We start from the raw sequence: 24,392 nt of genomic DNA on the forward strand, positions 1-24,392 counted from the left end.
CTCGCCGTACCGGCGCGGCGACTACCCAACCTGCTATGGGAGCACCGGTCGGCGACACCCGGCACCAGTCGGTGCTCGCGCGGCAGCCGTGGCAGTCGGCGCACCAACGCGGCGAGCACCGCACGATCGACCCAGTCCAGCCGCAGGCATGGGTTGGCGCGCCGCGACACGGCTACCTCTACCGCAGCACCAGCAGCTCGACACCGACTACCGCGACGAGGTCCTTCAAGCTCCTCGCCGCAGCGGACGTCCCCGTCCTGCACGTCTTCCTCGACCTGGCCGCCGAGGAGCTGCGCCGCCGCATCGACACCCAGGTCCTCGACGACGACCCGCAGGTCGACGCCAACGCCCGAGCCTTCCGCCTCCGCAACGTCGACCGCTGCCTGGCCGCCCGAGCCGGCCTGCCCCCGGACACCCTCGTCCTCAGGTCGGACCGGCACACCCCCGCCCACCTGGCGGACCAGGTCCTGGCCGCGCTCCACGGCTGACCTCACGCTGTGGGCTGGGACCGCCGCTGTGCCGGCAGGAGCTTGCAGACCAACGCGGTGACGGCCGTGGCCGCGACGATCCCCACGGTGTTGTTGAGGAAGTCCTGGGTCTCGCACACGCCTTGGCCGGTGAGCGTCTGGACGAGTTCGATCCCGGCGCTCGTCGCGACCGCGATACCCAGCACGACGAACGGACGACGAGTGGCCAGGATGGCGAAGAAAACGAACGGCACGAACATCAGGATGTTCAGCATTTCGAAATTGCCGTACGCCGAGAAACCGTTGACGTAGCAGAACGGCTCCTCCTGCACGATCACGCCCGGCATCGAGGACCAGTCCGGCCTGCTGCGGGAGAGGGTGACCGCGAACACCAGTGCGGCGCTCAGCGCGGCCAGCACCGCCGGCACGCGGTACCAGCCGTACCTACGCGCGACGAAGTGCGCGAGCACACCGAACACCACGCAGGCCAACAGCAGGCCCGGCAGCACGAACGGCCTGGCCAGCAGCCGGTCGACCGTCTCGGACAGGTCGCCGAACGAAAGCATCAAACCCTCCATCAACGGTGTTCCGACATCGACCACCCTGCGCGCCGAGTGCCTGTCCCACATCAGTCGGATGACCGATACCGGCGGCCGGATGACCGATGTGCCCACACCCCCGTCGAACCGCACCGACATTTCCGACCGATCGACCGAGGCAACACCGGCCAAAAGGCTGAGACGGCGGAATCGCCCTCCTGACAGCGTGGTGGAAATCCCACTTCCTGGAGGCCGGTTCCGTGCACGCCCCATTCCTGGATCGGGCCACGACCACGGCGGGGCTGCGGAAGCTCTGGCTCGCGTCCGCGGTGATCGCCCTGGGCTACGTCCTGTTCCGGTCCGGCTCGTCCCTCGTCGACCTGCGCGTGTACCGGATCGGCGGCGAGGTGTGGCGCGCCGGCGCCCGGGCTCTACGGGGAGGACTTCCCCGGCCCGTCCGGCCTGCCGTTCACCTACCCGCCGTTCGCGGCGGCGCTGTTCGGCTCGCTGATGTTGCCGCCGTGGCCGGTGACGGTGCTGCTGTGGACCGCCGGCGGGCTCGTGCTGTTCGCGTTGGCCTGCGTCACGGCGGCTCGGCACACCGCCCACCCCTCGGTCGGGCTCGGCGCCGCCGCGTGTTTCCTCCTGCTGGACCCGCTGCGCGGGACGCTGGAACTCGGCCAGGTCAACATGGTCCTCATCGGACTGGTGGCGCTGGACTGCCTGCTGCCGCGTACGCCGTGGCCGAGGGGCCTGCTGGTCGGCCTCGCGGCGGCGGTCAAGCTCACGCCCGCCGTCTTCGTGCTGTTCTTCCTGGCCCGCGGCCGTTGTCGGGCGGCCGGAACCGCGGTGGCGTCGTTCGCCGCGCTGGGCGCTGTCGGCTGGGCGGTGGCGCCCGCGGACTCCGCGTGCTTCTGGTTCCACGCGATGCCGGACCCCGGCCGGGTCGGCGGACTCGCCTACACGGGCAACCAGTCGTTGCGCGGCATGCTCTTCCGGCTGGGCGTGGGCACGCCGGTGTGGGCCGTGCTGTGCCTGCTCGTCCTGGCCGTCACGTGGGTGGTGATCACCCGCACCCGGCACGACCTCACCGCCGTGCTCGCCGTCGCCACCGCCGGACTGCTGATCTCCCCGGTGTCGTGGTCGCACCACTGGGTCTGGATCGGGCCCGCGCTCCTGGTGCTGCGCGGCGGGGTGCGCGTCGCGGTCGGGCTGGTGTTCCTGGTCGGACCGCACTGGCTGCTACCGCGGACCGGTGACGTGGAATTGCGCTGGCAGTGGTGGCAGCACGCGGTGGGCAACAGCTACGTGTGGCTCGGCGTGGCTTTCCTGGTGTGGCTGCTGCTGCGGACCACCGGACGAACCGCTCCCGGCACACAGCCGTGCGGTCACCGCGTGACCAGGCCCGTCCGCCACGCCCAGGCCGCGATCTCGACCCGGTTGCGCAGGCCCAGCTTGCCGTGCACGGACGTCAGGTGCGTTTTGACGGTGGACAGCGACAGGTAGAGCGCGGCCGCGATCTCCTGGTTGGTCAGCCCGCGCGCCACCTCCCGCACGACGTCCTTCTCACGTCCGGTGAGCAGTCCCACGTCGGTCTTGTCGGTCGACCGGGCGAAGTGCGCGAGCATCCGCACGGTCACCTGCGGCGAGATCAGGGCGTTGCCCTGCGCCGCCGCCCGCACCGCCTCGACCAGCAACGCCGGGCCGGCGTCCTTGGTGAGGAACCCGCTCGCGCCGTTCTGCAACGCGGTGTGCACGTACTCGTCCAGGTCGAACGTGGTGACCACGACGACCTTGGTCTGCCCGGCCAGCTGCCTGGTGACTTCCAGACCGTCGAGGCCGGGCATCCGCACGTCCACCAGGCACACGTCCGGACGCAGTTCGCGGGCACGGGTGACGGCCTGCACGCCGTCACCGACATCGGCGACCACCGTGATGTCCGGCTGCTTCTCCAGGATGATCCGGAAGCCGGCGCGGACCATCTCCTGGTCGTCGGCGATCAGGACCGAGATCACTCGCGCACCTCCAGTGGCAGTTCCGCCAGCACCTGCCAGCCCCGTTCCAGCGGGCCGACGGAGAACCGGCCACCGAGCAGCTCCAGGCGTTCCCCCATGCCGACCAGACCATAGCCACCGGCCTGGCGCGGGCCGTCGTCACCGTCGTCGGTCACCACGACGCGCAGGGCGGTCGGCGTCCGGGACACCTCCACGTCGACCGCGGTGGGGTTCCTGGCGTGCCGGTGCGCGTTGGTCAACGCCTCCTGCACCACCCGCAGCACCGAGCGGCCCAGTTCCGGCGGCACGCTCGGCGGCAGGTCCGCGCGCAGGCTCACCGGCAGGCCCAGGGCACGGGACCGTTCGACCACCGCGAGCAGGTCCGCGCGCAGGTCGGTGGTGGTGTCGTCCGCGCCGCCGACCCGAAGGGTGCCGACGAGCCGGCGCATCGCGCCCAGCGCTTCCGTGCCGCTGTGCACGATGCCCGGCAGCAGTCGGCGCGCCACGCCCGGGTCCTCGTCGGAGACCTCCAGCGCGGCCTGCGCCTGCACCAGCATGCCGGTGACGTGGTGGGCGACGATGTCGTGCAGTTCGCGGGCCAGCGCGATGCGCTCCTGCCGCTGCGCGTCCACCACGGCCGTGCTGATCACCCGCTCCCGCTCGACGTCACGTGCCCTCAGGTAGAGGGCCGCGCCGACCGCGAGCACACCCAGCAGCAGGCAGCCGACGACGTTGGACTTGCTGTACAACCAGCCCACCCCGTGCCGCAGCCAGGCCGCGTGCGCGGTGACCAGGAAGACCACCGTCACCGTGGTCACCGAAGTCCGTCGCGGAGCGGTGCGCACGACCACCGCGATCAGCACGATGCCCGCGATCGTCTCGGCCAACGTCAGCGGGCTCAACAGCCCTTCGGTCCGGAGACCGCTCTGCCGGATCACCACGGTGGATGCCAACAGCGCCAAAGCCACCACCGCGGTGCAGAGCAGATGACGCCTGTGCGCCCACACCGCCGCCGCGCAGGCCACCAGCGCAAGCGCCCACAGGACAGGACCCGACCCGCCGTTGCGCATCACGCGCAGCAACTGCACGGCCAGTAGCAGCCCAATCGCCAAGGAGAGCGCCCACTGCCCTCGAAATCCGCCCACGACGGACACCGTATGGCCTGACCGCGCCACCTGCTTCGGTCATCCAGCCGACCCGAGGCCAGGCCGGGAGCCTCCGTCGCCCGACGCTCGCGTCAGGACGCCGGCCGGAACAGGGGCGTGAAGACGCACTCGAAGCCGGCCTTCAAACCGCGCCGGTGGGTGGCGGCCATCCAGAACTCGCCGGGACGCACGATGCCGCTGATGTGGTCGCCGTAGCCGACGCTGGTGGTGGGCGGGTTCTCCGGGCCGACCAGCAGCCGCATCCGCGCCGTCCGCCCGGTGACGAAGTACACGGCCACGTGCCCGAACGACTTGGCCTGGCAGACGGTGTTCAGCGCCGCCAGGAAGCGCGGCTCGTACCGGCGCTCGTCGTTGAGCAACGCCCCCAGCAGGCCGCTCAGGTGCTCGACCCGGCCTTCCAGCTCCTGGACGCGGGCGTACAGCGCGTCATCCCTCGACTCGAACACGTCCCACCCTTCACGCAGAGGCCGGTGTCCGTTTCCTACAGCCGAGGCATGGCGCAGGTTCCAAACATTGTCCGGTTGCCAGTCGGCGCGCGGCTGGTGGTGGTCGAGGTGAAGTGCCGTTCGGGCACCAGCCAGGGCACGCCCCTGGAAGCCGTGACACCGGACAAGCTCGACCGGGTCCGCAAATCGGCCCTGCGCCGGCTCAGCGCCCACCGGATCGGCCGGGTGGAGATCCGCTTCGACGTGATCTCGATCGAGTGGCCGCCGGCAGGCCGGGTCAGTTGATCACACAACGCCCATGCGGTTACCCGGAAAGGCTCAATGCCCGCTCGTTGGCATGAGCGTGTGTTGTCGTGACAGCGCGGCCACGACTTCTGTACCACGCGGAGGCACTTCGCCTGCCGGGTGTGCCAGAGTCGTCGTGCGGAATTCGCGCCGGGTTGCCGGCCGTTGGCTGCTACCCACCGGCAGGCTGGACGAGGTCCGGGCCTCCGGTGTGCGGTGTCGGCACGTAACCGCGCTCCGGCTCCGGCAGCGTTGCCACGCACGTCGCGGAGCACGCGTTCACCAGCAGCGGCAGCACGTCGGTGCCAACCCGACGGGAGATCCACACCTGACGCAGCTCGCGGTCGACCGGTCCGTCGCAAACGCTGCAGGTCCGCACGGCGGCGGCGCCCCACACGCCCGGGTCGAGCGCGGCGAAGTCCGCCTGACCGGCCCCGGTCACCGGCCGCAGTGCCGGGAACGGTGGCCGGAACTTGAAGTTGCCGTACAGGACGCGCGTGCTCACTGTACTGTCGGCAAGCCGCGTGCACCTGGTCAGTTCGTACGGGTACCAGTGCAGCCGGTGCGAGGTGTAGGGCTCGAACACCTCCAGGCCGGTCATCGCACCGATCTCGGGCGGGATGCGCACCAGGTTCGTGCCGTAGAGGACCAGGCGCTTCACCGCGGTCAGCTTCGCGATCGTGGGCGGCAGGGTGACGACCTGCCGTCGCGCCGAAGCGCTCATCTCCGTGAACGGCGCGAACACCGTCCGACCGTCCGCCGCCGCCTCGTCGATCAGCGCCAGCAGGTGCCGCCAGCCCTCTGCCGTGGTGTCCTGCCGGTCCCCGTGGAAGGAGACGCTCTCCGGCCGGGTCATTCTCGAACGGCCGACACACTGGCACCGGTCCCGGTCGGGCCCGCCCGACGAGGGCCCGACCGCGTCGGCGAACCGATTGGGTAACAACTGCGGCGCGTCCCCGTCCGTCGTCATCGCAGGAGCATATCGATGATCATCGACAACCATCGGTGTGTGCGGAGGGCCGACGTCCTCCCATCGGAATTACAGGACGTTGTGCGATTGATGTGCCCTGGGTTTTGCGGAGTCGGGTTACTGGACTTCATGCTGATCACCCCCAGGAGAGGTCAGCATGCCCAGGAGTTACCCGCCGGAGTTCCGCAGCAAGGTCCTCGACCTGCTCAAAGCCGGCCGCACCGTCGCCCAGGTCGCGCACGACCTGCAGATCAGCGACCAGACGATCTACACCTGGCGCCGCCAGTCGCTCGTCGACGCCGGACAGGAACCGGGCCTGACCTCGGTGGAGAAGGCTGAACTGGCCTCGGCCCGACGTCGGATCGCCGAACTGGAGACCGAACTGGCGATCCACCAGCGTGCCACCGAACTGCGCAAGGAGGCGGTGCGCCCAAAAGCCCGATTCGCCGCGATCGCGGCGATGGCCCAGGACGGGCTCCCGATCCAGACCGCCTGCCGGATCCTGGGAGTATCCGAATCCGGGCTGCACGCCTGGCGCGGTCGGGCCCCGTCGGCCCGCTCGGTGCGACACGCCTGGCTCACTGACCTCATCAGGCAGGTCCACACCGCCTCCAACGGGGTCTACGGCTCCCGGCGGGTGCGCGCCGAGCTGATGCTGGGCCGTGGCATCACGGTGAGCCACGGCGCGGTCGAGATGCTCATGAAACGTGCTGGGATCACAGGACTTCCGGGCCGCAAACATCGACGGCCCCGACCGGATACCGCCACCGCGACCGACCTGGTCGACCGTGATTTCGTCCGCACCGCGCCGAACCAGCTGTGGATCACCGACATCACCGGGCACCGCACTCGTGAGGGCAAGGTCTACTGCGCGGTGGTGTTGGATGCCTTCTCCCGCAAGGTGGTCGGCTGGTCGATCGACAGCCGCCATGCCGAGCGCGTTGGTGACCAACGCGCTCGGCATGGCCCTGCACAACCGCGAGGCCGCGGCGGACACGGTGATCCACTCCGACCACGGTGTCCAGGGTGGATTCAACCGGTCGTCGCAACACCTCGATCGTGGAGGTGTCGGGTGGGGCGGTCGGCGGGTTGGATGAGAGCGTTGACGGGCAGGTCGGCGATGAAGTCGCCGGGGGCGTCGTCGCTTCGGCGGGAGGTCGAGCGTGGGTTCTGGCGTGAGATCGCCAAGGGGGTCACCGCCGAGGAGGCCGGGATCGCGGTCGGCGTGTCGCAGGCGGCCGGCGCGCGATGGTTCCGGAGTTCGTCCCAAAAGGACGTACATCGTCGGGCTCTACACCGATCCGCCGGAGAACGCGACGGTAGTCTGCGCCGACGAGCTCGGCCCCGTCATACCGCGCACCTTCCCGCCCACACCCGGATGGTCCGGCGACGGACACCGCATCAAAGCACCCCTGAACTACTCCCGCGGACCGGAGAAGACCTGGGTCTACGGAGCTATCCGCGTGCGCGACGGCCAGGCCGTCACCCTCACCGCATCATCGCGCAACAGCCTCTACTACCAACGGTTCCTGGAGATGCCGGAACAGGCAAACCCGGTCGGCGACATCCACGTGATCACCGACAACCTCTCCAGCCACAACAGCAAGTCCACCCGCGAATGGCTGCTCGACCACCCCCGCATCAAACACGCGTTCATCCCCGTCGGAGCCTGCTGGCTCAACCTCCAGGAACCCTGGTGGCGCCTGTTCCGCCGCGAGGCACTGGCCGGACAGAGCTTCGCCGACCCCAACGAGATCGACCACGCCACCCGACAGGCCACAGCCTGTGCCGCTCGAAAAGTCATCGCTGCTGGTCAAGCGGCATGTCTGTACTCGTTGATGAAGCCGCCCAGGATCCGGGAGCGTAGCAGTCTGCGGGTGTCGAGGTCGTCTATCGCGGCGGGGTGCTGCTGGACCCTGGGGTGGTAGTTGGTCCCGGGCTTGGTGGGGTCGGTGCCGGTTGTAGTGGCCTTCGTAGGTCTTGAGGACTTGTCGTGCGTGGGCTTCGCCCAGGATCAGGAGCAGGTCGTCGGCCTGGAAGACGGTGTCGAACGTCTGGCCGTACTTGCCGTCGCGGTCGCGGAGCAGGAAGCGCGGCGACTCCATCCGCTCTCCGAGGTCGGCGGCGAGGTTCCTGGCCTGCTGCGTCGTCCACTCCCGGGTCGGGTGGGCGGTGACGCCGGTGATGTGCGGGCGCCTGGTGTGGTGTTCGAGGAACGCCAACGCGTGGAGCCGCTTGCCGAGCACGGTGTCGAGGTGGAGGAAGTCCGCCGCGATGATGCTCTCGGCCTGGACGGTGAGGAACTCCCGCCACGTCGGACCGGCGCGGCGTGGTGCCGGGTCGACGCCCGCAGCGCGCAGAATCTGCCAGACCGTCGAGGGAGCGATGCGGTGGCCGAGCCTGGCTGGTTCGCCCTGGATTCGTCGGTGACCCCAACGCGGGTTCTCCTCGGCAAGCCGCAGCACGACTGCTCTGATCGCCGTCGGGGTTGGTGGGCGTCCGGTGCGTCGACGCGCGGTGTGGTCCCACCGTCCGGCGATGAACCTGCGGTGCCGGTCGAGCAGGGTGCCGGGCGTGACCGGGAAGACCCCCTGCCATCGCCGACGGTCCAGCAGCCTGGACAGGACCGCGAACCAGAACCGGTCCGCGGGCTCGTAACGGACCTGGCCTGCGAGTTGCCGCCGAAGGACCGCGTTCTCGTGCCGCAGCACGAGCAGTTCGGCGTCTTTCGCCGCCTCGCTGCGCAGCAGCACCGACGGAACGGACAGTAGCTTCCGGGTCACCTCGTACAGCAGGGACAGGATCACCGGAGCATGCTCTCAAGCGGGTGTCAGCCCTGGTCTACCAGCGACGACGACTTTTCGAGCGGTACAAGCCACCGGCAAACGGAGCGACAAGCAGCGGATGACCTTCGACAGGCTGCGCGTGGTCTGCGACAGCGGCAACGGCTTCCCCACCCGAGCATGCCCCGAACTGACCGACCTGGCCCCACGACGCAACGGCCGTCCAGCAGTTGTGGGCCCCTACGACGCTCCGTTCGAGACCGACATGCCCGTCTTCCGATCTATGAGCTCGTAACACGATCATGAGCCGTTTCCAACTTGGCTGAATAGCAGATCGGTTGGCGTGGGAGTGGCGCAGTGCCGGGCGGCAACGCCCTTGTGTTCGCGCCAGCGGGGCAGGCGCCCACATCGGCCCCTCCCCGCGCACTCCTCGCACCGCGTCACCGACCTTTCCTTCCGGGCCGCCGTCGGCCTCCAAGGCCATGCCGGGCTCGAATGGGACCTGCTCGGCTGCGACGACGCCGAGCTCAAGTCGGTCCGCGCGTACGGGGCGCTCTACCGCGAGCTTCGCGACCTCCTGCACAGCGGTACCGTGATCCACCCCGACGACGTCGACCCCGCGTTGCGGGTGCGCGGCGTCGTCGCTCATGATCGATCACAAGCCCTGTGGACCGTCGCGGCGGTCGCCCAGCCCGAGGAGTCCCTCGCTGACCGGTTGCGGCTGCCCGGGCTCGACCCCGACCGCCGCTACACGGTGCAGGTGCGTAACGACGTCGGCGCACCACGGATCGAGTGGGCGCCCCGAGCCGGCTGAGCGCCACCGCACCACTCGTGCTCTCAGGCCGGCTGCTCGCCGAGGTGGGTCTCCAGCTCCCCACCTTGCTGCCTGTGCAGACCCTGGTCTTCCACCTCACCGCCGTCGTGTGACGACGGCACCCGGACCTCCTACCAGGTCCGGGTGCCGCCCAGGCCGTTCGCCGATGCCGTCAGCCCGAGGTAGGGCCTGTCCTCCGACATCAGGGCACCACCACTTCGAGGCGAACGTCGGTCAGTTCCTCTCGCAGGTCGCGGGCCGGGCTGAGGTTGAAGACGGGAACTCCGTCCCTGCCGAAGTGGACTCGGTGCATCGCGGACGAGACCACATCGTGACCCACGGGCGAGGCGACCGCGTGGTAGCAGATCCAGGTGTTGCCGTCGTAGTCGGTGAAGAGGGAGTTGTGCCCGGCACCATAGAGCCCTTCCACCGACTGGTAGTTCAGGACCGGCGTGATCGCCTTGGACCATGCGGAGGCATCCAGGTAGTCACCGCCTCGGGGAATACTCAGCATCCCGATGGAGTAGGTGTAGCCTCTGGCCGCTCCACCGGAGTACGTGATGTACACGGTCTCGTCGGTCAGGAACGGGTACGGGCCTTCGTTGTTGATCGTCCCCTGCACGTTCTCCCAGCCGTACAGCGGGCGCGTCAGCAACACCGGTTCGCTGATGAGACGAGTGGGATCAGCCACGGTCGTCTCCGCGATGCAGACCATGCTGCCCGAGTCCATCGGCGAGTCCAGACCTGTCCGGAATGACCAGACGAGGAAGCACCTCTCGTCAGCTTTGAAGTAGGTCATGTCCAGCGTGATGCTGCCACTCTCGGCCAAGTAGGAGCCGTCGGCCTTCCGGACCCGTACGGGGGTCTCCCAGCTGTCGGCCTGCATGATGTCGTGACCCTTCTTGAGTCGCATCATGTGGCACTGTGGCCCCCACTCGGTGCCGCTGACAGCGAACAAGATATAGAGGTCGTTGCCGATCTGGTGGAACTCAGGGGCCCAGAAGGTCTGCACGAAGCCCTTGCTCTCGTCCGCGTCGAGGATCACCTGCTCGCGGAACCCGTCGTCGAACAAGCCGCTGATCGTCTCGGACTCTCGGACGTAGAGGCCGATGTCGTCCACGTTGTCGTTGGTCGCGATGTAGTAGTACTTCCCTTCCCAGGGCAGAATCACCGGGTCCGCGTACCCGCGCGCCAATGGGAAGGGGTGAACGGGAGTCTGCACCGTGCCGGAGACCCGGTAGGTTCCCGGCGCCGAGAAGTCCACTGCACTGGTGTCCCAGGCGACAGACTTGTCGGCCGTGGAGCCGTCGGAGTAGACGGCTGTCGCCTTCACCGCGGCCAGTTCCGACAGGGAGGACGCGACGACAGTCTTGGGGACGCGGGTTTCCGTATGCGCCAGGGGCGTCCACCGGCCCCGAACGGCTTGCGCGATTGACGGTTCCACCGCGAGCACGTTCCCCGGGTTGATGTCCGTCAGGTTGCAGGGGTCCGCAACCTGCGGGAACCGGGATGCCGGCCGAGGCCCCTTTGATCCTCCTCCTGCGAGGTCGACAACCTGGTTCACGTACATGTTTCCGTCGGCGTCTCGCCACAGAAACTCGTACGCGCCGACCGCCTCGTCGTACTGACACGCGACGGCATCGACATGCAGGGAGTTGTGCAACCGAAGGAGCCCTCGGGATCGGAACTCCGTCAGATCGGTCGACGTCCACACCAGGACACAGCCACGGCTTTCCTCGTCCTGTGCTCCCCGGGGTGCGACACGGACGGCGACCAGCCCGAACCCGCCTTCTCTCGTGCGGAACAGGAAGGGGTTCTTGGCGCCCTTCTCCAGGATCGTGTTGTGCTCGCTCACCGTGGCTTCGGGAAACAAGATCCCGTAGTTCTGGTTGAGCGGCTCAAACGGTGCTCCGTCTTCGCTCAACGCGAAGTGGATGCTGTTGCTCAGCGAGTCGGTGTACTCGTCGAGCGGTGTTCGGGTGTAGACGAGAACTCTGTCTTCCATGACGTACCTGTGCCGTTCAGTGTCTGGCTTTGGTGAATGGTCTCTGGATCCGACGACGGTTTTGGACGAAGGGCGATGTGTAGTCGGTGAACAACCTTATACGGGCACCAGGTGATCCCACCTTCGGGCTGGGGGTGAGTCCTTCCTGCTGGTCGCAGACCTCCAGCACTTGTCGTGATGTCAACCGAGTGGAATTGCCGCCACCGCCGCCACCACGAACGTCATCTGCTGCCGATCTGCGGATGTTTGAGCTCTGCTGCCAGCCGGTTTCGGCAGGAAGTAGTTGTTCCACGTCGCGACCAGGGTGAACAGGAAAACGGGTGACGATCGCGGAACGCATCGTCGGCACCACGATCTGCCAGAAGACGCGCAACTCGTCCGCCCGGTCGATGCGCGCGGCGTCGATCAGCTCCACCGGCACGCTCTCGGCCACGTACACGCGGACCAGATATAATAAGACCCCATCTCATTTGGAGGTGTTGTGGGTCAGCAGGCCCAGCTTGTCGGCTCGGCGGTAGCAGATCACCGGTGCGTTCGATGACGTACCGGCGGCGACCCAGCCGCTTGGCGGACCCGATGCCGCGGCGGGCGATCCGGGCGATGACGCCCCGCCTGCGCCGCTTCGCGCGGCAGGCCGGGTAGTCGTAGCCCTTGTCCGCATGCAGCTTGCGCGGCCTGCGGCGAGGCCGGCCGACGCGTCCCCCACGTCCCACACGAGCAGTCCCTCGGCGTCCGCACGGGCGCCGACAGCGCGGTCAGGACCGCCTGCCACACACCCCGCGCGGCCACCGACGGAACACTCCGTACATTCGTCCCGACCTCCGGAAGTCAGCGCCACACCGACGCGACGGCGGCTCCCTCGCGGACGAAGACGGGTATGCGCTCCAGTGGGGCGTCCGCGTCGAGTGTCGTTCCACCCTCCAGCAGTTGTCCGGTGGCCGGGTCGAGCCAGAGGGCGCCGGAGGGCAGGTACACCTGGCGGGTGCGTGCGTCCGCCAGGTACACGGGTGCCACGAGCACGTCGGGGCCGAGCAGGAACTGGTCGTCCACGTCCCAGGCGTGCTGGTCCTCGGGGAAGTCGAAGAACAGCGGGCGCATCGGCGGTGCGCCGGTGCGGTGCGCGTCCTCGGACAGCGCGGTCAGGTACGGGCGCAGGCGTTCGCGCAGCATCAGGTGGTCCCGGAGGATGCCGTACGCCTGCTGTCCGTATGACCAGACCTCGTTCGGCCCGCCGGTCATGTCCGCGGAGAACGTCGGGTAGTTCGGCTCGCGGTCCCCGTGCAGCCGCATCACAGGGCTGAAGGTGCCGTACTGGAACCACCGGATCAGCAGCTCGCGGTAGGCGGGGTCGTCGGGGTTGCCGCCGAAGAAGCCGCCGATGTCGGTGTTCCACCAGGGAATGCCGCTCATCGCGACGTTCAGTCCGGCCCTGATCTGACACGCGAGGGAGTCGAAGGTGGTGGGGATGTCGCCGGACCACAGTGCGGCGCCGTGCTTCTGGCTGCCCGCCCACGCGGAGCGGACCAGGGACAACGGCCGGTCCTCGCCGGCCGCGCGCAGGCCGTCGGCGACCGCGCGGGTGTGCAGCAGCGGGTAGAGGTTCGCGACCTCGGCGGCCTGCCCGGCGGCGTAGACGGCGCGGTCCGCGGCCTTCCGGGGTAGGTCGGGTTCGCAGGCGTCCAGCCAGAAGCAGCCCACGCCCACGGACAGGTAGTTGTCGTTCAGCCGTTGCCACAGTGCGGCGCGTGCCTCGGGACGGGTCGCGTCGTAGTACGCCATCGCACGCATCGGCTCCTCGGCGCTGTGGGAGGGCCACGGGACGGTGAGCAGGCCGCCGCCGGCGTCCCGGATGAGGCCTCCGGTCGAGCGCAGCTCGTCGTAGGTGTCACTGCCGGGCTCGACGGTGGGCCACACCGAGACGGCGAGCGTCACCCCGAGGCCGGCGAGCTCTTCCACCATGGCCGCTGGATCGGGCCACTCGCTCGGGTCGAAGCGCCAGTCGCCCATTTTGGGCCAGTGGAAGAAGTCGCAGACGATGACGGACAGCGGCAGCCCGCGTTCCTTGTGCTGCCGCGCAACCGCCAGGAGCTCGTCCTGGGTGCGGTAGCGCAGCTTGGACTGCCAGAAGCCGGTCGCCCACTGGGGGATCAGGGGCGGGCGACCGGTCTCCCGGGTGTAGGCGTCCAGGATCGCTGCGGGCGTGTCGCCGGCGGTGATCCAGTAGTCGATGCGACCACCGGCGTCGGCGACCCACCGGGTGGCGTCGGCGCCCAGTTCCACCCGGCCCGTGGCGGGGTTGTTCCACAGCAGTCCGTAGCCGCGCGAGGAATGCAGGAACGGGATGGCTGCGACCGTGTTGCCCTGGATCAGGTCGACCACACAGCCCTTTTGGTCCAGGAGCCCGTGCAGGTGCTGCCCGAGGCCGTGCAGCCGCTCGCCGTCGTACGCCTCGAAGTGCTGTTCCGTCCGGCCGCCGATGGCATGGAGACGGGGGCCGGCGTAGTGGGGGTAGGGGGTCTTGTCGGCGAGGAGTTCACGGCCCGACGCGGCATCCAGGAACCTCAGCCGGCCGTCCGGGAGGGCCTCGACGCCGAGGCGGCCGTTGACCAGGTGGGCGGAGCCGTCCTCGGCGACGGACAGTTCGGCATCGGGAGAGTCCGAGGGGCTCTCCAGCGCGCCGGGGGCGGCGGGGTCGATCGCCCCGGACGACGCCCGGACCCGGACCGCGTCCGGCCCCCAGGGCTCGATGCGGACGATCTCGTCGACGGTGTGGCGTTCCAGGCCGCCCGCACGGATGCTGTAGGACAAGGTCGGTCCTCTGCCTCTCAAAGTGCCGTGCACGTGTGAATGGTCCGGTACGACGTGGTGTCGTCCATGGTGGCGTTGCTACGTGGTTCGGGGGCCAGGCCCGTCTCCGTGGTCCGGGATGGGCAGGCGCGCTCCGGCCTGGCGGGCCGACTGGTGGGCGATGACGCCGGGGAGGGTGTAACGAGCGGCGGTCCACGCGTGCAGCGGTGGAGGCGTTCGAGTCGTGACCGCGGTGGCGAAGTCGTCGGCGAGGAAGTGGTGACTGCCTTCGTGGCCGTTGGGTGCGTGCGCGAACTCACGCGGGAGTCGGGAGCGGTCGTGGACGGGTGCGGTGCCGGAGGCGAAGGCGGCGCGTAGTTCCGGCGCGAGGTGGGCGAGCATCGGGTCGTCCGGTGTGAGGGTGGCCGCGGGGTGCAGCTGCGCGGTGACGTCGTGCGCGCCCGCCTTGTCGTGCCACAGGCTGACCGAGTCGAGTTGTTCGAAGACCGCCAGAGTTTGGCGAACGAACCGGCGAACTGACCGGCGCCGACGATGCCGAGTGAGAACACGCGAGACTCCATCAGGAACGGGAATGTGGGCGGTTGCCGGTCGCACGACGGTGCGGGCATCCGCACTGCGGCTCCATGACGATAGGGTCCGAGGACACGCGATGTCTGTACCGTCTAGAAGTGAGAACTTCTTGGATCCTCAGGACACTCTGGTCGACGAACCGTCCTACCTGAGCGGCTGGTCCGGACGCCCGACGCTGATGGCGGCGGCGCACCGGCACGACGACCTTGAGATCAACTTCGTGGCCGACGGCGGGTCCATGCTCTACATCTACGGCGGCGAACTCCTCGAAGTCGAGGCAGGCGGCCTCGCCGTCTTCTGGGCCGCGATCCCGCACCAGGTGGTGGCGAGCGAGGCGACGCACGTCCACTGGCTCCACGTGCCCTTCGACCAGTTCCTGGCCTGGGGGCTGCCGCAACCGCTCCTCGCCCGCGTGCTCTCGGGCGTGCCCGTGATCAGCCCGGCAGCCCGCGCCGACGCGAGCGACCCGGCGAAGTTCACCCAGTGGGCCGCTGATCTGGCCGCGGGCGACGACGAACTGCACCGCATCGCGATGCTTGAGATACAAGCGCGCGTCCGGCGCCTGGCGCATTCCGCGGTCGGCGACCCGGTACGACGATACGCCGGTGACGATCCGGCCCTGCGCCAGGCGGTGTCCATGGTGCGGCACATCGCACACCACTTCCGCGAGCCGATCACCGTGGCGGACGTCGCCGCGGCGGCCAATGTCCACCCGACCTACGCCATGACCCAGTTTCGCAAAGTCGTGCGCACCACGATCGGTGACTACGTGAAGCTGTACCGGCTCGCCGAGGCACGTCGACTGCTGGTGACCACCGACATTCCCGCGAGCCAGGTGGCCGAGGCCGCGGGCTTCGGCTCGGTCAGCCGCTTCTACCAGGTATTCACCGACGCGTGCGGAACCACCCCGGCACGATTCCGACACGGACACGGACACTGACCTGACGCTGTGCTCGCCGAAATGTCGTCCGTACTTGCCGGCGTCGTGCGTCGATCGGCAGGAGCGGCTGGGTGCGGTCCAACGCCTGGATGCCGGTCTTCTCGTCGATGCTCAGCACGACGGCCCCGCCGGGCGGGGCGAGGTAGAGCCCGACCACGTCGGCGACCTTCTCGGCGAACGCGGGGTCCTTGGACAGCTTGAACGTGCCCTGCCGGTGAGGTCTGAGTTCGTTGTCCTGCCACAGTTTCGCTACGTAGCGGTGCGAGACGTACACGCCCTCGGTGCGTTTGACGTAGGCGGCCATCTCGCGGCTCGACCAGTGCGTCAGTCCCGTCGAGACCGGTGGGCTGGTGCGGCTCAGCGCCAGGATCCGGGCACGCACCGAGGCGGGAACCTGTTGCCGCGGCGCGGCATGGGACCGGTCGGTCAACCCGGCCACACCCTCTGTCCCGTAGCGGCCGAGCCATAGGTCCACGGTCGGCCGCGACACCCCGGCCAGTACCGCGATGTCCTTCTTCCGGTGGCCTTCCGCACGCCACAACACGATCCGGGCCCTGGTCGCGATCGTCGCGGGCACGTCCGGCCTGTTCACCAGCGCCCGCAACCCGGCCCGCTGATCCACGGTCAACTCCACCCGCACAGCCAACACCAAGATCCATCAGCTCTGAGTAAAGCAACCAGAGTAACGAGACACTAGCCGACCCGGATCAGGGTGACGGGCCGCCGTCGAGGTTGGCGTGCAGTTCGGCGGGAAGGCGATCGGCGATTCGGTGTTGTAGCTGCCTTCCTTTCGGCGGACGTCCGGTACATCGACGCGCGAAGTAGTCCCACTGACGAGCCACGAGTTTGCGGCGCCAGGCGAGCAGGGTGCCCGGCGTGACCGGAAGGACTTCCCGCCACCACCGACGATCCACCAACCCGGACAGGGCGGCGAACCATTACGTGCGCACCAGGGACTTCCGCACGCTCACCGCACCGCAGGTCTACACCGTGCGGTACGCCATCCTGTCCAGGCGGTGGGATGAAAGACGTGCAGGACTGCGAAATCCGCAGATCAGGCGCACTGTGGGCGCGGCAGCACGGCCCGAACCGACCGGGGTGAGCGCACGGTGGAGGGCAGGTCGGGCACGCGGAGTGCGCGTGCCCGACCCGTCACGACAGGAGACGTCGGGAGGTCAGCCCTCGATCAGGACCGAGAGCACCGAGTCGTAGGCCAACTTCTTGTTGTAGTAGCGGTCGAACAGCAACGGGGTCTGGTTGACACGCCACGAGAACTTGTCCGTCACGCCGCTCAACGTGATCACGGTGCAGCGCGACACCCCGACGCACGCGCGGACGACCTGGGCGTACGAGTCGGCCTGTGCGGCGCCCGAGCCGGCGATGTCCAGTTCGGTGAGGTGCACGTCGACGTCGAGGTCGGCGAAGCGCTGGAGGTTGGCCCGCATGTCGGCTGGCACGGCGCCGCTGACCAGGTGCGCCTGGAAGCCGACGCAGTCGATCGGCACGCCGCGCGACTTGAAGTCCTTCACCATGGCGTAGACGGCGTCGGACTTCGGGTTCTGCCCCTCGATGAAGTAGTCGCTGTAGCAGAGCTTCGCGGTGGGATCGGCCGCCCTGGTGGCGTGGAAGGCTTCCTCGATCCAGGCGTCGCCGAGCAGCCGCTGGAACACCGAGTTGCGTCGTGCGGCCCGACTGGTGTCGTCGAACGCCTCGTTGGCCACGTTCCAGTAGGCGACGCGGCCGCTGAAGTGGCTCGCGACGTTGGAGATGTGGTTGCGCACCGCGGCCAGCAGTTGGCTGGGCGAGTTCATGTTCTGCACCCACGCCGGCAATTGGCTGTGCCAGACCAGCGCGTGGCCGCGCACCGTCATGCCCTGGCTCTCCGCATGGCTGACCAGGCGGTCCGCGGCGGTGTAGTTGAACAACCCGCGGTTCGGCTCGATGAAGTCCCACTTCATCTCGTTCTCGGGCGTGAGCTGGTTGAACTCCCGGTTCAACGTGGTGACGTAGTCCGGATCGCCGAGCAGCTTCGCCGCGGCTGCGGCACCGAATAAGCGTCCGCTGATCGATGCGGCGTCCTTCAGAGTGCTGGCCGTAGTGCTCGCAGTGGTGCTCGCGGCGGCTTGGGCGCTCGCGGCAGCGTTCGGTGCCACCACCAGGGCTGCCACCACAGGCACGATGGCCAGCACGGTCTCGAGTGACTTCCTCATGCTTCCTCCGTTGATCATCGTCGACCCGGCGGCGGAGTAGAAAGTTTTGCCATCATGACAGCAACTTTCGATACCGTCATGGCGTACCGACGAGCCGAAGCTGGCCGTGTCGTACCGCCGGAGGGCATCCCGGTGCGCGTGACCCTGCCGACGTGTCCGGCTCCCTGCCGACCAGAGGGGCAAGAGGTGAACGTCGCACTCGTCTCGGAACAGTGCCTCCACTGCGTCGAATACGACGTCTTCAGCGGCAGCGACCAGGTCGCCGACCGCATCGAAGACCTCGCCGGCACGCGGTGTCTCTTGTGCGGGGCCACGATCGGGCGGGGCGAGCTGTCGATCGTGATGGATTCCGAGGCCGTGAGCCGGATCGGCGACGGAGCCGCGATCTGGAACCGCGGCGGCGACCCGGCCGCCGGATACGGCGGCTTCTTCGAGAAGGGCACGGCGAAGGAGGCTTCCAGCGGCGTCGCGAGGAAACTGCTGGGACAGCTCACGGGCGCGACGGCCGAGCGGCGCAGGCAGCGCTGTGCCGCCGCCATGCCCGCACTGCTGGGCATCGCCTCGTCGCACGCCCTCGGCGCGGAGAAGGCCGGTGATCGCCGCCGGGCTCGGCAGGCGTACCAGGTGATCGTGGACTACGTCGACGATGCGGTGGCCGCCGCCGCGGCGATCCAGGCCGGTCAACTCGCCCCGGCAGGACCACGACCGGCAGGCCGCGGCGAGGCTGTACGAGGTGGCGGCGCGGAAGGCCGACCGCTCGTTGAAGCCCATCGCCCTGCTCTGCTTCGGTGACGCGCTCAACCTCCTCTGCGACATGCCGGGCGCCAAGCGCGCGTTCCGCGAGTGCTTGGCACTGGGACCGAGCAGCTCCCGCGCGCACTGCGGCTACCTGCTCGGCGGCCTGTTACCCGGGCAGTGCCCGTGAGGCTTACGAGGCGGCGCTCGGCGACCCGGAGTACGGCCCGCTGGCGGCGTTGAACATCGGCGTGATCGAGGACGATCGGGGACGTTCGGCGGAGGCGGAGCGGTGGTGGCGACAGGCTTTCGACCATGGCGCGCGGCTCGAACGCACGGTCGCCGCGTTCAACCTGGCCAGGGTGTTCGAGGGGCGCGGCGAGATTCGTGAGGCGACGAGGTTCTACCGGATCGCGGTGGACTCGCCCGAACCCGAGGCGGCGCGGCGGGCGCGGGCGGCGCTGGACGACCTCGGCTGACCGCCAGCCTGGCAACTCCCAGGCCGGCAGCTTCAGCCCGGCAGCTGACGTCGGGCGGCGGCCACGATGTCGTCCTCGCGCGAGGAGAGCCAGTGCACGCACGCGTCGGCGATTTGCAGCACCGCCGGCCCGTGCAGCTCGGTGAACAACGCCCGCAGGGCGGCGCCGCGCTCGTCGGACGTCGGGTGGTCGGACATGTGCAGGCCGTGCGGGATGTCGTCGATCTCCTTGCGCACCCGCGTGATCAGGTGGTCGATCACGAAGAACACCAACGGCCCGGCCACCGCCAAGTAGGTCATCACCGGGTCGTCGGTGGCCTTCAGCCCGCGCAGCACCAGCAACGCCCCGGTCTGATCCGCCTGGAACTCCTGCTCACGGGTCCGCGCCAGCCAGGCGTGCCCGGCGCTCGGCAACGGGGCCGACAACCGGAGCGGCATCGCCTCCCCGAACAGCCATGCGGTTCAGCCGTCCTCGGGAAGGGCAGGTTGCTGGATAACGCTGACGGAGTGTTCTTCCAAACTGCGCAGTGTCTCGCTGAGCCTGGCGGCGATCAGCTCACGGGTGGCCGGCAGGGCGGTCACCCATCGACGACCGCCGGATCTTTTGAGTGTGAACACCCAGCGCCCTTCGACCGTGTCGATGTAGTTGACCGGTTGCCGGCTTCGCACGCGGGCTCCGCCACGGCCTCGGATGGCTGTGTAGAGGCTTCCGGCACCCAGTCGCGGTTGTGCCAGCAACTCCTGCACGGCGTCGGCATCCAGCCTCGTGGTCGTGCGGAAACCGGTGGACAACGCCTTCTCCGCGGGCGGGGCGGGCATCGTGTCGTAGACGGCGCTGACCGGTCGCCGGTCAGCAGGTCGCGCGGGTGGGATCCGGGTGAGGAAGCGGTCGAGCACCTCGTCCGGGTCGACGGCCCACAATGTCACCGTGCCGGCCCTGTCGGCCTGGTACTCGCGCACCAGCAGGAATCCTTGCTGGTGTGCGACACCGGCGAGCACGCCGCAGCTGTGCGGTTGTCCCGCGATGGTCGTGTTGACCCAGCCGTAGAACTCGCGGTCCGGGTGGAAGAGCGCGCCCACCACGTCGTCGAACTCCGGTGTCAGCCGCCCGCCGGTACTGAGCCCTTGCCTGTTCAGCTCGTCGCTTGCCGCCTCGTCGAGTGCGCGCAGCGCGGCGGCGTCGTACCAGGCCGGCTCGTGTGCCAGGACCGGGTGTGGCTCGCCGTGCCGCCAGCGGATCATCGTGAGCAGTGTCTGGACGTCGAGGGTGACGGGGTGGAGTGCCATGGCCGTCAGTTCTCGTCTGTGTCGCCGTACTCGTACCTGTAGCCGTCGATGTCGTCGTCGCCGTCCGCCGGCTCGGCGCCGATGACCGAGGGGGCGATGACCATGTCGTCGATGCCGAACAGGTCTTCGGAGTCCGGCGGACGCCAGTACCGGCGGTGGTGCTCCCGGTCGTCGTCGGGCTGATGTGGGTACGCGCCCCACATCCCCCCGCCGAGTGCCGGACCGCCGCCTGTACCGGTCACCGGCCGGGGCGCCTCACCGCTCACCCGTGTGCGGGCCTCCGGCCACCCGCCAACGCCCGTTCTCGGCAGCTCAGCGCGACCGTCGGGAGCGGATCGGCTTGCGGCACCACCGGGTAAGGGCGGGACAAGGCCGACGCCGCCTCGCGCGTCGGGCCCCCACCCGGCGGATCCACCGGGCCCCACCGGCCCACCGGCTCCCCAGCTCCCGGCCGCACCGGGACCCCCTCCGCCGGGCCCGCCGAGTCGCGGCTCGACGTGAACGCCTCCGGTCTGGCCCGACGGTACGACGGTGCCCTGCGGTCCCCAACTGTGCGGCTGGGTGGTGGAACCTCCTATCGCCTGGGGCGCCACCGTGCCGACCTGGACCGGCTGACCGTCGGTGTCCGCCGCGCCCCAACCGGTGACGCCGCCGGCTCCCCGAGCCGCCGCCCCAACCGGGTCCACCCCCGGCCGGGCGCCGTCCGACCGGTGATCCGCGGTCGGGCCCCGGCTGTCCCCGCTCACCGTGACGGACGGACCGTCCCCGGACGGGACGGTGGGGTACGAGGCCGGCATCTGGTCACCGTTGGCCACGCTTTGATTGTGGTAGCCGTTGTAGACCATGACGTTCCTATGGGCCTTGTCGTTGTAGTCGGCGATCGCACGGTCGATGTCCGACTCCGGGCCGAACCCGTCGAACAAGCCCTCGGCCGGCGCGGCTGGCGGGACGTACTGAACCTCGCGGAACGCTCGCCAGTACCCGTGTGCTTGGTCCACGAACGTGTCCCGGCTCGTCGTCAGCAGCGAGTGCGAGTCCTCGAACGCCTTGGTCACCGGCCGCATCGCCGATGTCGCGCCGGCGGACGCCGCCCCGTGCCAGGCAGCGTCCATCTTCTGGGTCAACGCGTTGATCTGTGCCACTCGCTCGACGTACCGGTCCGCCAACTCCCACGACGCACTGGCCGCCATGCCGAGCGCGTAGGTCTCTCCGGCTGAACGGATCCGCCGGTAGATCTCGTGTCCGTTCAGCTTCACACCGCCCCCCAAGGCGGAATACCACTCACCCACGATGTCATCCCCTCTCGAACTCGTCTCGGCCGTTCTCATCGGCGCGCAGGTACTCGTCCCGTGACGCGGTCAACTTGCCGATATACCGATCCACGAATGAGCGCAACTCTTCGTTGTGCACCCGGAACATCTCCCCGGAGAATCGCGCCGAGTTCGTCATCAACTCGCTCGCCGGCACGCCTCTCGGCCCGGTCACTTCGACCAGATATCGCGCGAGACTCACGTCTTCCAGCAAGTCGTCCCGCAGCTTCCGCAGGTCTTCCAGCACCGCCTCGACGCCGGCCGGATCGAATACGAATCCCGCCACGGCGATCTCCCTCGGGTTCGTCGGTCATGGTCACGTGAAAATCGTCTGCGCTGCAGTCGCCGTTCGGTGGGTCCGCGGGCGGCGCGGGCGAGTTCGACGGCGTCGAGACGGTCGGTCTTGCCCGCCACCCGGCGCATCGAAGCGGGGATGGGGGTCCAAGGCAGACCCGGAGCGGTCAGAAGATCGGTTCCCAATCGCTCTTATTGTCGCCGTCGAGCACGGATGCGTCGCTGAAATCGGCAGCGGGTGCCGGCCATATACCTTCGACACCGTTCGTGGTGATCAGCTTTTCGAGCCTGGCCTTGTTGCTGTCCAGTGCGCTCTCGAACAAACTGTCTATGACTAGTACACTGGACACAAAGAGACCGACGGCCGCAAGCCCTGTCGTTATTGCAGCCTCGATCGTGATCACTCCGATCGTCTCGAGGGCACAAATCATTATCGCTACGCACAGCAAGGTGACCGCCGACGCAAACTGGATCCAGAAATCCTTCAGCGCGTCGGCGATGTCGTTCAATGTGCTGTTCAGCTCGTCGAATACGGGTTTTAGATCGGTGAGCGCCTTGTTCTGCTGATCGATGACCGACCGGTACGCCAGCTGCGCATCGCCTTTCCAGTTACCGTTGCTCGGCATACTCCCAAACGCGAGATCCACGGCTTGCCGCCCCGCAACCGCGGCGACCTTGCTGTTCCATTCCGAGGCCGCCTCACGCAGCGCGGCAGGCGAACCACGTTCCAGCAGGAGGTCTAGGATCGAGTTTTCGGACTTGGAAACTTCACCGTCGAGCTTCTGCGTTGCCCTCCGGACTTGGTCGGCGATGCCATCGGGAAGGAACTTGAGCGCCCAGTTGACGTGGTCGATGATATCGCCCCGAGCCTTCCGCATCTTCTTGAGGGCAGATTCGATCGACGAGATGGCTTCGTCGAACGCGCCGTCGACGCCGCCCATCAGAGTCGATCCTCGAGTCGGCGCATAGCGTGCTCGCCCGCCTGGTCTTCCATCAGGTAGGTCTGGGCGGTGAGGGACAGAGTGTCGCCGATCTTGTTGAACTCGGTCACCGCACCCGACACCAATTTGATGAGCTTCTGCTGGAGCGTCGCGTACGCCGTAACGACCCCACGGTTATCGGCGGTCGCGCCGAACTGTCTCTCGTCCATCGCCAGACCGCCAGCCGCCCTCGCCCCACCTTCCATCGCGTCGGCGCCTGCCCGCCATTTTTTTGCGTCCTCCACCAGCGTGGCACACACGGCCTCGACCGATTTCATATGACGTCCCTCCGTACCCTCAACTCAGTCGCGCGTGCCATGCGCGAGATGTTCGACCAGTTCTTGGAGCCGGGCCAGCGAGGCCGGCTTCTGGACGGTGGTGATGTCGGTGTCGCCGAGTTGCCGCGCGGCCGCGCGGAAGGCGCCGAGCGCCTCGGACCGGATCTCGGTGTACCGGACGTGCGAGGCCCACCGTGAGTCGGCGGTCACCTCGACGACCCGGCCGCGTGCCACGGTGACCGACACCCTGCCGTTCGGCCCAGCCGCGGTGGCGGTCGCGTTCAGCACGGATTCCGCTTCATCGCGATAGATTTCGAGATCCCGACCGGCCCGGGTCAGCAGGTCGGCCATCTCGTTCAGCACCGAGTAGTAGTCCTCGGACGGGATGGCGGTCGGGGCCGTCGGGACCTTGACGATGATCGGGTCGAGATCCAGGCCCTCCACGTGTTCGGCCACGAGTTCGACGATCGCGTTACCGGCGGCGGTGAGCAGCGCCTGCCCCAGTGCGCGCGGTGTGATGTAGTTCCGCCAGTTCTGAGCGATCGTGACGTCGACGACTCGGCCCGCTCGGTCCACCGCCACCGTGATGGCACCGCTGTCGTCAGCGCCGCTGAACGCGCCGGGACCGGGTTCCGGCGAGGTGTTCGGAGCATTGCGGCCCCGCGCCGGCGGCTCCTCGTCCTCGAAGTCGGGTTCGGCGAACCCACGACGCCAGTCGTCGGCCGTCGGCCTCGCATGACCGGAGGAGTAGCGACCACGTGTGGACATCATTCAGCTCCGTCTCTCCTTCGCCGCGTGCACGTCGAGCCGGGTGGCGATCAGCGCGCATGCGGCCGGTCGCGACTACCGGGACTACCGGTGTGTTCCAGTGTGTGCCGCCGTCTCCGTGAACTTTCCGTGTTTTCCAACAATCCGCTGGTCAGTGCTGGTATCACCGCCGCAGGACGCGTCACGCAACGGAACTCGACACTGTGGGAACCGGCAGATGGAATTTATTCTTCTAGGTGGAATAGCGGTACTCGTCGACGGCGAC

At 68.5% G+C, this 24,392-nt stretch carries 28 protein-coding genes and 2 pseudogenes; 11 read left to right on the forward strand and 19 right to left on the reverse strand.

The window, feature by feature from the left end; translation table 11 throughout:
* Window positions 1–35 precede the first annotated feature (35 nt).
* Entirely contained in the window at window positions 36–488 is a 453-nt protein-coding gene (locus ALI22I_RS50430) for a hypothetical protein (protein ID WP_179118102.1), read from the forward strand.
* A gap of 2 nt (window positions 489–490) precedes the next feature.
* Here the strand turns inward: ALI22I_RS50430 and ALI22I_RS05215 are convergent, their stop codons facing one another.
* Window positions 491–1,033 (reverse strand): VanZ family protein, encoded by a 543-nt coding sequence (locus ALI22I_RS05215; RefSeq protein WP_179118103.1) that lies wholly within the window; start codon window positions 1,031–1,033, stop codon window positions 491–493.
* A gap of 435 nt (window positions 1,034–1,468) precedes the next feature.
* Here ALI22I_RS05215 and ALI22I_RS05220 point away from each other — a divergent pair, with 435 nt between their 5' ends.
* A complete protein-coding gene (locus ALI22I_RS05220; RefSeq protein ID WP_274522752.1) occupies window positions 1,469–2,512 on the forward strand; it encodes a glycosyltransferase 87 family protein in 1,044 nt (347 codons plus the stop codon).
* On the opposite strand, the gene ALI22I_RS05225 is transcribed toward ALI22I_RS05220, so the two are convergent.
* The 3 genes from ALI22I_RS05225 to ALI22I_RS05235 all read right to left on the reverse strand — a co-directional run bounded on the left by ALI22I_RS05225 (window position 2,395) and on the right by ALI22I_RS05235 (window position 4,612).
* Window positions 2,395–3,021, reverse strand: coding sequence for a response regulator (locus ALI22I_RS05225; protein WP_077004398.1), 627 nt, complete (start codon window positions 3,019–3,021; stop codon window positions 2,395–2,397). The genes ALI22I_RS05220 and ALI22I_RS05225 overlap by 118 nt on opposite strands.
* On the reverse strand, window positions 3,018–4,145 hold the full coding sequence (locus ALI22I_RS05230) for a sensor histidine kinase (protein WP_143531980.1): 1,128 nt from the start codon (window positions 4,143–4,145) through the stop codon (window positions 3,018–3,020). Before ALI22I_RS05230 ends, ALI22I_RS05225 begins: the two co-directional genes overlap by 4 nt.
* A 92-nt stretch (window positions 4,146–4,237) precedes the next feature.
* Complete coding sequence (locus ALI22I_RS05235; protein WP_077004400.1) at window positions 4,238–4,612, reverse strand: hypothetical protein; 375 nt, start codon at window positions 4,610–4,612, stop codon at window positions 4,238–4,240.
* Between the two features lie 48 nt (window positions 4,613–4,660).
* Here ALI22I_RS05235 and ALI22I_RS05240 point away from each other — a divergent pair, with 48 nt between their 5' ends.
* Window positions 4,661–4,897 (forward strand): YraN family protein, encoded by a 237-nt coding sequence (locus ALI22I_RS05240; RefSeq protein WP_083751436.1) that lies wholly within the window; start codon window positions 4,661–4,663, stop codon window positions 4,895–4,897.
* Window positions 4,898–5,069: 172 nt separating this feature from the next.
* On the opposite strand, the gene ALI22I_RS05245 is transcribed toward ALI22I_RS05240, so the two are convergent.
* Complete coding sequence (locus ALI22I_RS05245; RefSeq protein WP_238598119.1) at window positions 5,070–5,867, reverse strand: leucine-rich repeat domain-containing protein; 798 nt, start codon at window positions 5,865–5,867, stop codon at window positions 5,070–5,072.
* Between the two features lie 157 nt (window positions 5,868–6,024).
* Here ALI22I_RS05245 and ALI22I_RS55350 point away from each other — a divergent pair.
* The 4 genes and pseudogenes from ALI22I_RS55350 to ALI22I_RS05270 form a co-directional block, all read left to right on the forward strand.
* Window positions 6,025–6,798, forward strand: a pseudogene (locus tag ALI22I_RS55350) (IS3 family transposase); the annotation flags it as partial.
* 244 nt (window positions 6,799–7,042) lie between these two features.
* The gene (locus ALI22I_RS55355; RefSeq protein ID WP_443216894.1) at window positions 7,043–7,795 is read left to right on the forward strand and encodes an IS630 family transposase; all 753 of its coding nucleotides are present in this window, start codon (window positions 7,043–7,045) and stop codon (window positions 7,793–7,795) included.
* Between the two features lie 69 nt (window positions 7,796–7,864).
* Window positions 7,865–8,638 (forward strand): hypothetical protein, encoded by a 774-nt coding sequence (locus tag ALI22I_RS55360; protein ID WP_443216895.1) that lies wholly within the window; start codon window positions 7,865–7,867, stop codon window positions 8,636–8,638.
* A gap of 388 nt (window positions 8,639–9,026) precedes the next feature.
* Window positions 9,027–9,464 carry a GH36 C-terminal domain-containing protein gene (locus tag ALI22I_RS05270; protein ID WP_202970696.1) on the forward strand — a complete coding sequence of 146 codons (438 nt, stop codon included), beginning with the start codon at window positions 9,027–9,029 and terminating at the stop codon, window positions 9,462–9,464.
* Window positions 9,465–9,666: 202 nt separating this feature from the next.
* Here ALI22I_RS05270 and ALI22I_RS05275 read toward each other — a convergent pair whose 3' ends face one another.
* From ALI22I_RS05275 to ALI22I_RS05290, 5 genes and pseudogenes are all read right to left on the reverse strand, one after another.
* Window positions 9,667–11,469: a family 43 glycosylhydrolase gene (locus tag ALI22I_RS05275; RefSeq protein WP_077004404.1), complete on the reverse strand. Its 1,803-nt coding sequence runs from the start codon at window positions 11,467–11,469 to the stop codon at window positions 9,667–9,669.
* Window positions 11,470–11,485: 16 nt separating this feature from the next.
* Entirely contained in the window at window positions 11,486–11,908 is a 423-nt protein-coding gene (locus ALI22I_RS52045; protein ID WP_077004405.1) for an ABC transporter permease subunit, read from the reverse strand.
* An 88-nt stretch (window positions 11,909–11,996) separates the two neighbouring features.
* Window positions 11,997–12,173 (reverse strand): annotated as a pseudogene (locus ALI22I_RS53085) (IS5/IS1182 family transposase); the annotation flags it as partial.
* Window positions 12,174–12,297: 124 nt separating this feature from the next.
* Window positions 12,298–14,277, reverse strand: coding sequence for a glycoside hydrolase family 31 protein (locus tag ALI22I_RS05285; RefSeq protein WP_077004406.1), 1,980 nt, complete (start codon window positions 14,275–14,277; stop codon window positions 12,298–12,300).
* Window positions 14,278–14,355: 78 nt separating this feature from the next.
* On the reverse strand, window positions 14,356–14,658 hold the full coding sequence (locus tag ALI22I_RS05290; protein WP_077004407.1) for a hypothetical protein: 303 nt from the start codon (window positions 14,656–14,658) through the stop codon (window positions 14,356–14,358).
* Window positions 14,659–14,848: 190 nt separating this feature from the next.
* On the opposite strand from ALI22I_RS05290, the gene ALI22I_RS05295 reads away from it, so the two are divergent.
* A complete protein-coding gene (locus tag ALI22I_RS05295; RefSeq protein WP_083751438.1) occupies window positions 14,849–15,787 on the forward strand; it encodes a helix-turn-helix domain-containing protein in 939 nt (312 codons plus the stop codon).
* Here the strand turns inward: ALI22I_RS05295 and ALI22I_RS05300 are convergent.
* Both ALI22I_RS05300 and ALI22I_RS05305 read right to left on the reverse strand, forming a co-directional pair.
* Window positions 15,732–16,427, reverse strand: coding sequence for an IS630 family transposase (locus ALI22I_RS05300; RefSeq protein WP_443216896.1), 696 nt, complete (start codon window positions 16,425–16,427; stop codon window positions 15,732–15,734). The two genes, ALI22I_RS05295 and ALI22I_RS05300, sit on opposite strands and share 56 nt — an antisense overlap.
* 535 nt (window positions 16,428–16,962) lie before the next feature.
* Window positions 16,963–17,997, reverse strand: coding sequence for an endo-1,4-beta-xylanase (locus ALI22I_RS05305; RefSeq protein ID WP_077004409.1), 1,035 nt, complete (start codon window positions 17,995–17,997; stop codon window positions 16,963–16,965).
* Window positions 17,998–18,183: 186 nt separating this feature from the next.
* Between ALI22I_RS05305 and ALI22I_RS05310 the strand changes: the two genes are divergently transcribed.
* From ALI22I_RS05310 to ALI22I_RS05315, 3 genes are all read left to right on the forward strand, one after another.
* Window positions 18,184–18,789 carry a hypothetical protein gene (locus ALI22I_RS05310; RefSeq protein WP_077004410.1) on the forward strand — a complete coding sequence of 202 codons (606 nt, stop codon included), beginning with the start codon at window positions 18,184–18,186 and terminating at the stop codon, window positions 18,787–18,789.
* Window positions 18,758–18,922 (forward strand): hypothetical protein, encoded by a 165-nt coding sequence (locus tag ALI22I_RS50435; RefSeq protein WP_179118104.1) that lies wholly within the window; start codon window positions 18,758–18,760, stop codon window positions 18,920–18,922. Before ALI22I_RS05310 ends, ALI22I_RS50435 begins: the two co-directional genes overlap by 32 nt.
* Before the next feature lie 61 nt (window positions 18,923–18,983).
* On the forward strand, window positions 18,984–19,211 hold the full coding sequence (locus tag ALI22I_RS05315; protein WP_179118105.1) for a hypothetical protein: 228 nt from the start codon (window positions 18,984–18,986) through the stop codon (window positions 19,209–19,211).
* Window positions 19,212–19,243: 32 nt separating this feature from the next.
* Here the strand turns inward: ALI22I_RS05315 and ALI22I_RS05320 are convergent, their stop codons facing one another.
* The 7 genes from ALI22I_RS05320 to ALI22I_RS05350 form a co-directional block, all read right to left on the reverse strand.
* A complete protein-coding gene (locus ALI22I_RS05320) occupies window positions 19,244–19,648 on the reverse strand; it encodes a hypothetical protein (protein ID WP_077004412.1) in 405 nt (134 codons plus the stop codon).
* Between the two features lie 24 nt (window positions 19,649–19,672).
* A complete protein-coding gene (locus tag ALI22I_RS05325) occupies window positions 19,673–20,497 on the reverse strand; it encodes an ESX secretion-associated protein EspG (RefSeq protein ID WP_077004413.1) in 825 nt (274 codons plus the stop codon).
* A gap of 5 nt (window positions 20,498–20,502) precedes the next feature.
* Entirely contained in the window at window positions 20,503–21,753 is a 1,251-nt protein-coding gene (locus ALI22I_RS50440) for a hypothetical protein (protein ID WP_077004414.1), read from the reverse strand.
* A gap of 37 nt (window positions 21,754–21,790) precedes the next feature.
* Window positions 21,791–22,093, reverse strand: coding sequence for a hypothetical protein (locus tag ALI22I_RS05335; protein WP_077004415.1), 303 nt, complete (start codon window positions 22,091–22,093; stop codon window positions 21,791–21,793).
* A gap of 175 nt (window positions 22,094–22,268) precedes the next feature.
* The gene (locus ALI22I_RS05340) at window positions 22,269–23,042 is read right to left on the reverse strand and encodes a WXG100 family type VII secretion target (protein ID WP_077004416.1); all 774 of its coding nucleotides are present in this window, start codon (window positions 23,040–23,042) and stop codon (window positions 22,269–22,271) included.
* Window positions 23,042–23,359 (reverse strand): hypothetical protein, encoded by a 318-nt coding sequence (locus ALI22I_RS05345; RefSeq protein ID WP_077004417.1) that lies wholly within the window; start codon window positions 23,357–23,359, stop codon window positions 23,042–23,044. The genes ALI22I_RS05340 and ALI22I_RS05345 overlap by 1 nt, the downstream gene beginning before the upstream one ends.
* Window positions 23,360–23,383: 24 nt before the next feature.
* On the reverse strand, window positions 23,384–24,130 hold the full coding sequence (locus ALI22I_RS05350; protein WP_077004418.1) for a hypothetical protein: 747 nt from the start codon (window positions 24,128–24,130) through the stop codon (window positions 23,384–23,386).
* Window positions 24,131–24,392 lie beyond the last annotated feature (262 nt).

Origin of the sequence: Saccharothrix sp. ALI-22-I (assembly GCF_001984175.1) — a bacterium.
Lineage (GTDB): Bacteria > Actinomycetota > Actinomycetes > Mycobacteriales > Pseudonocardiaceae > Actinosynnema.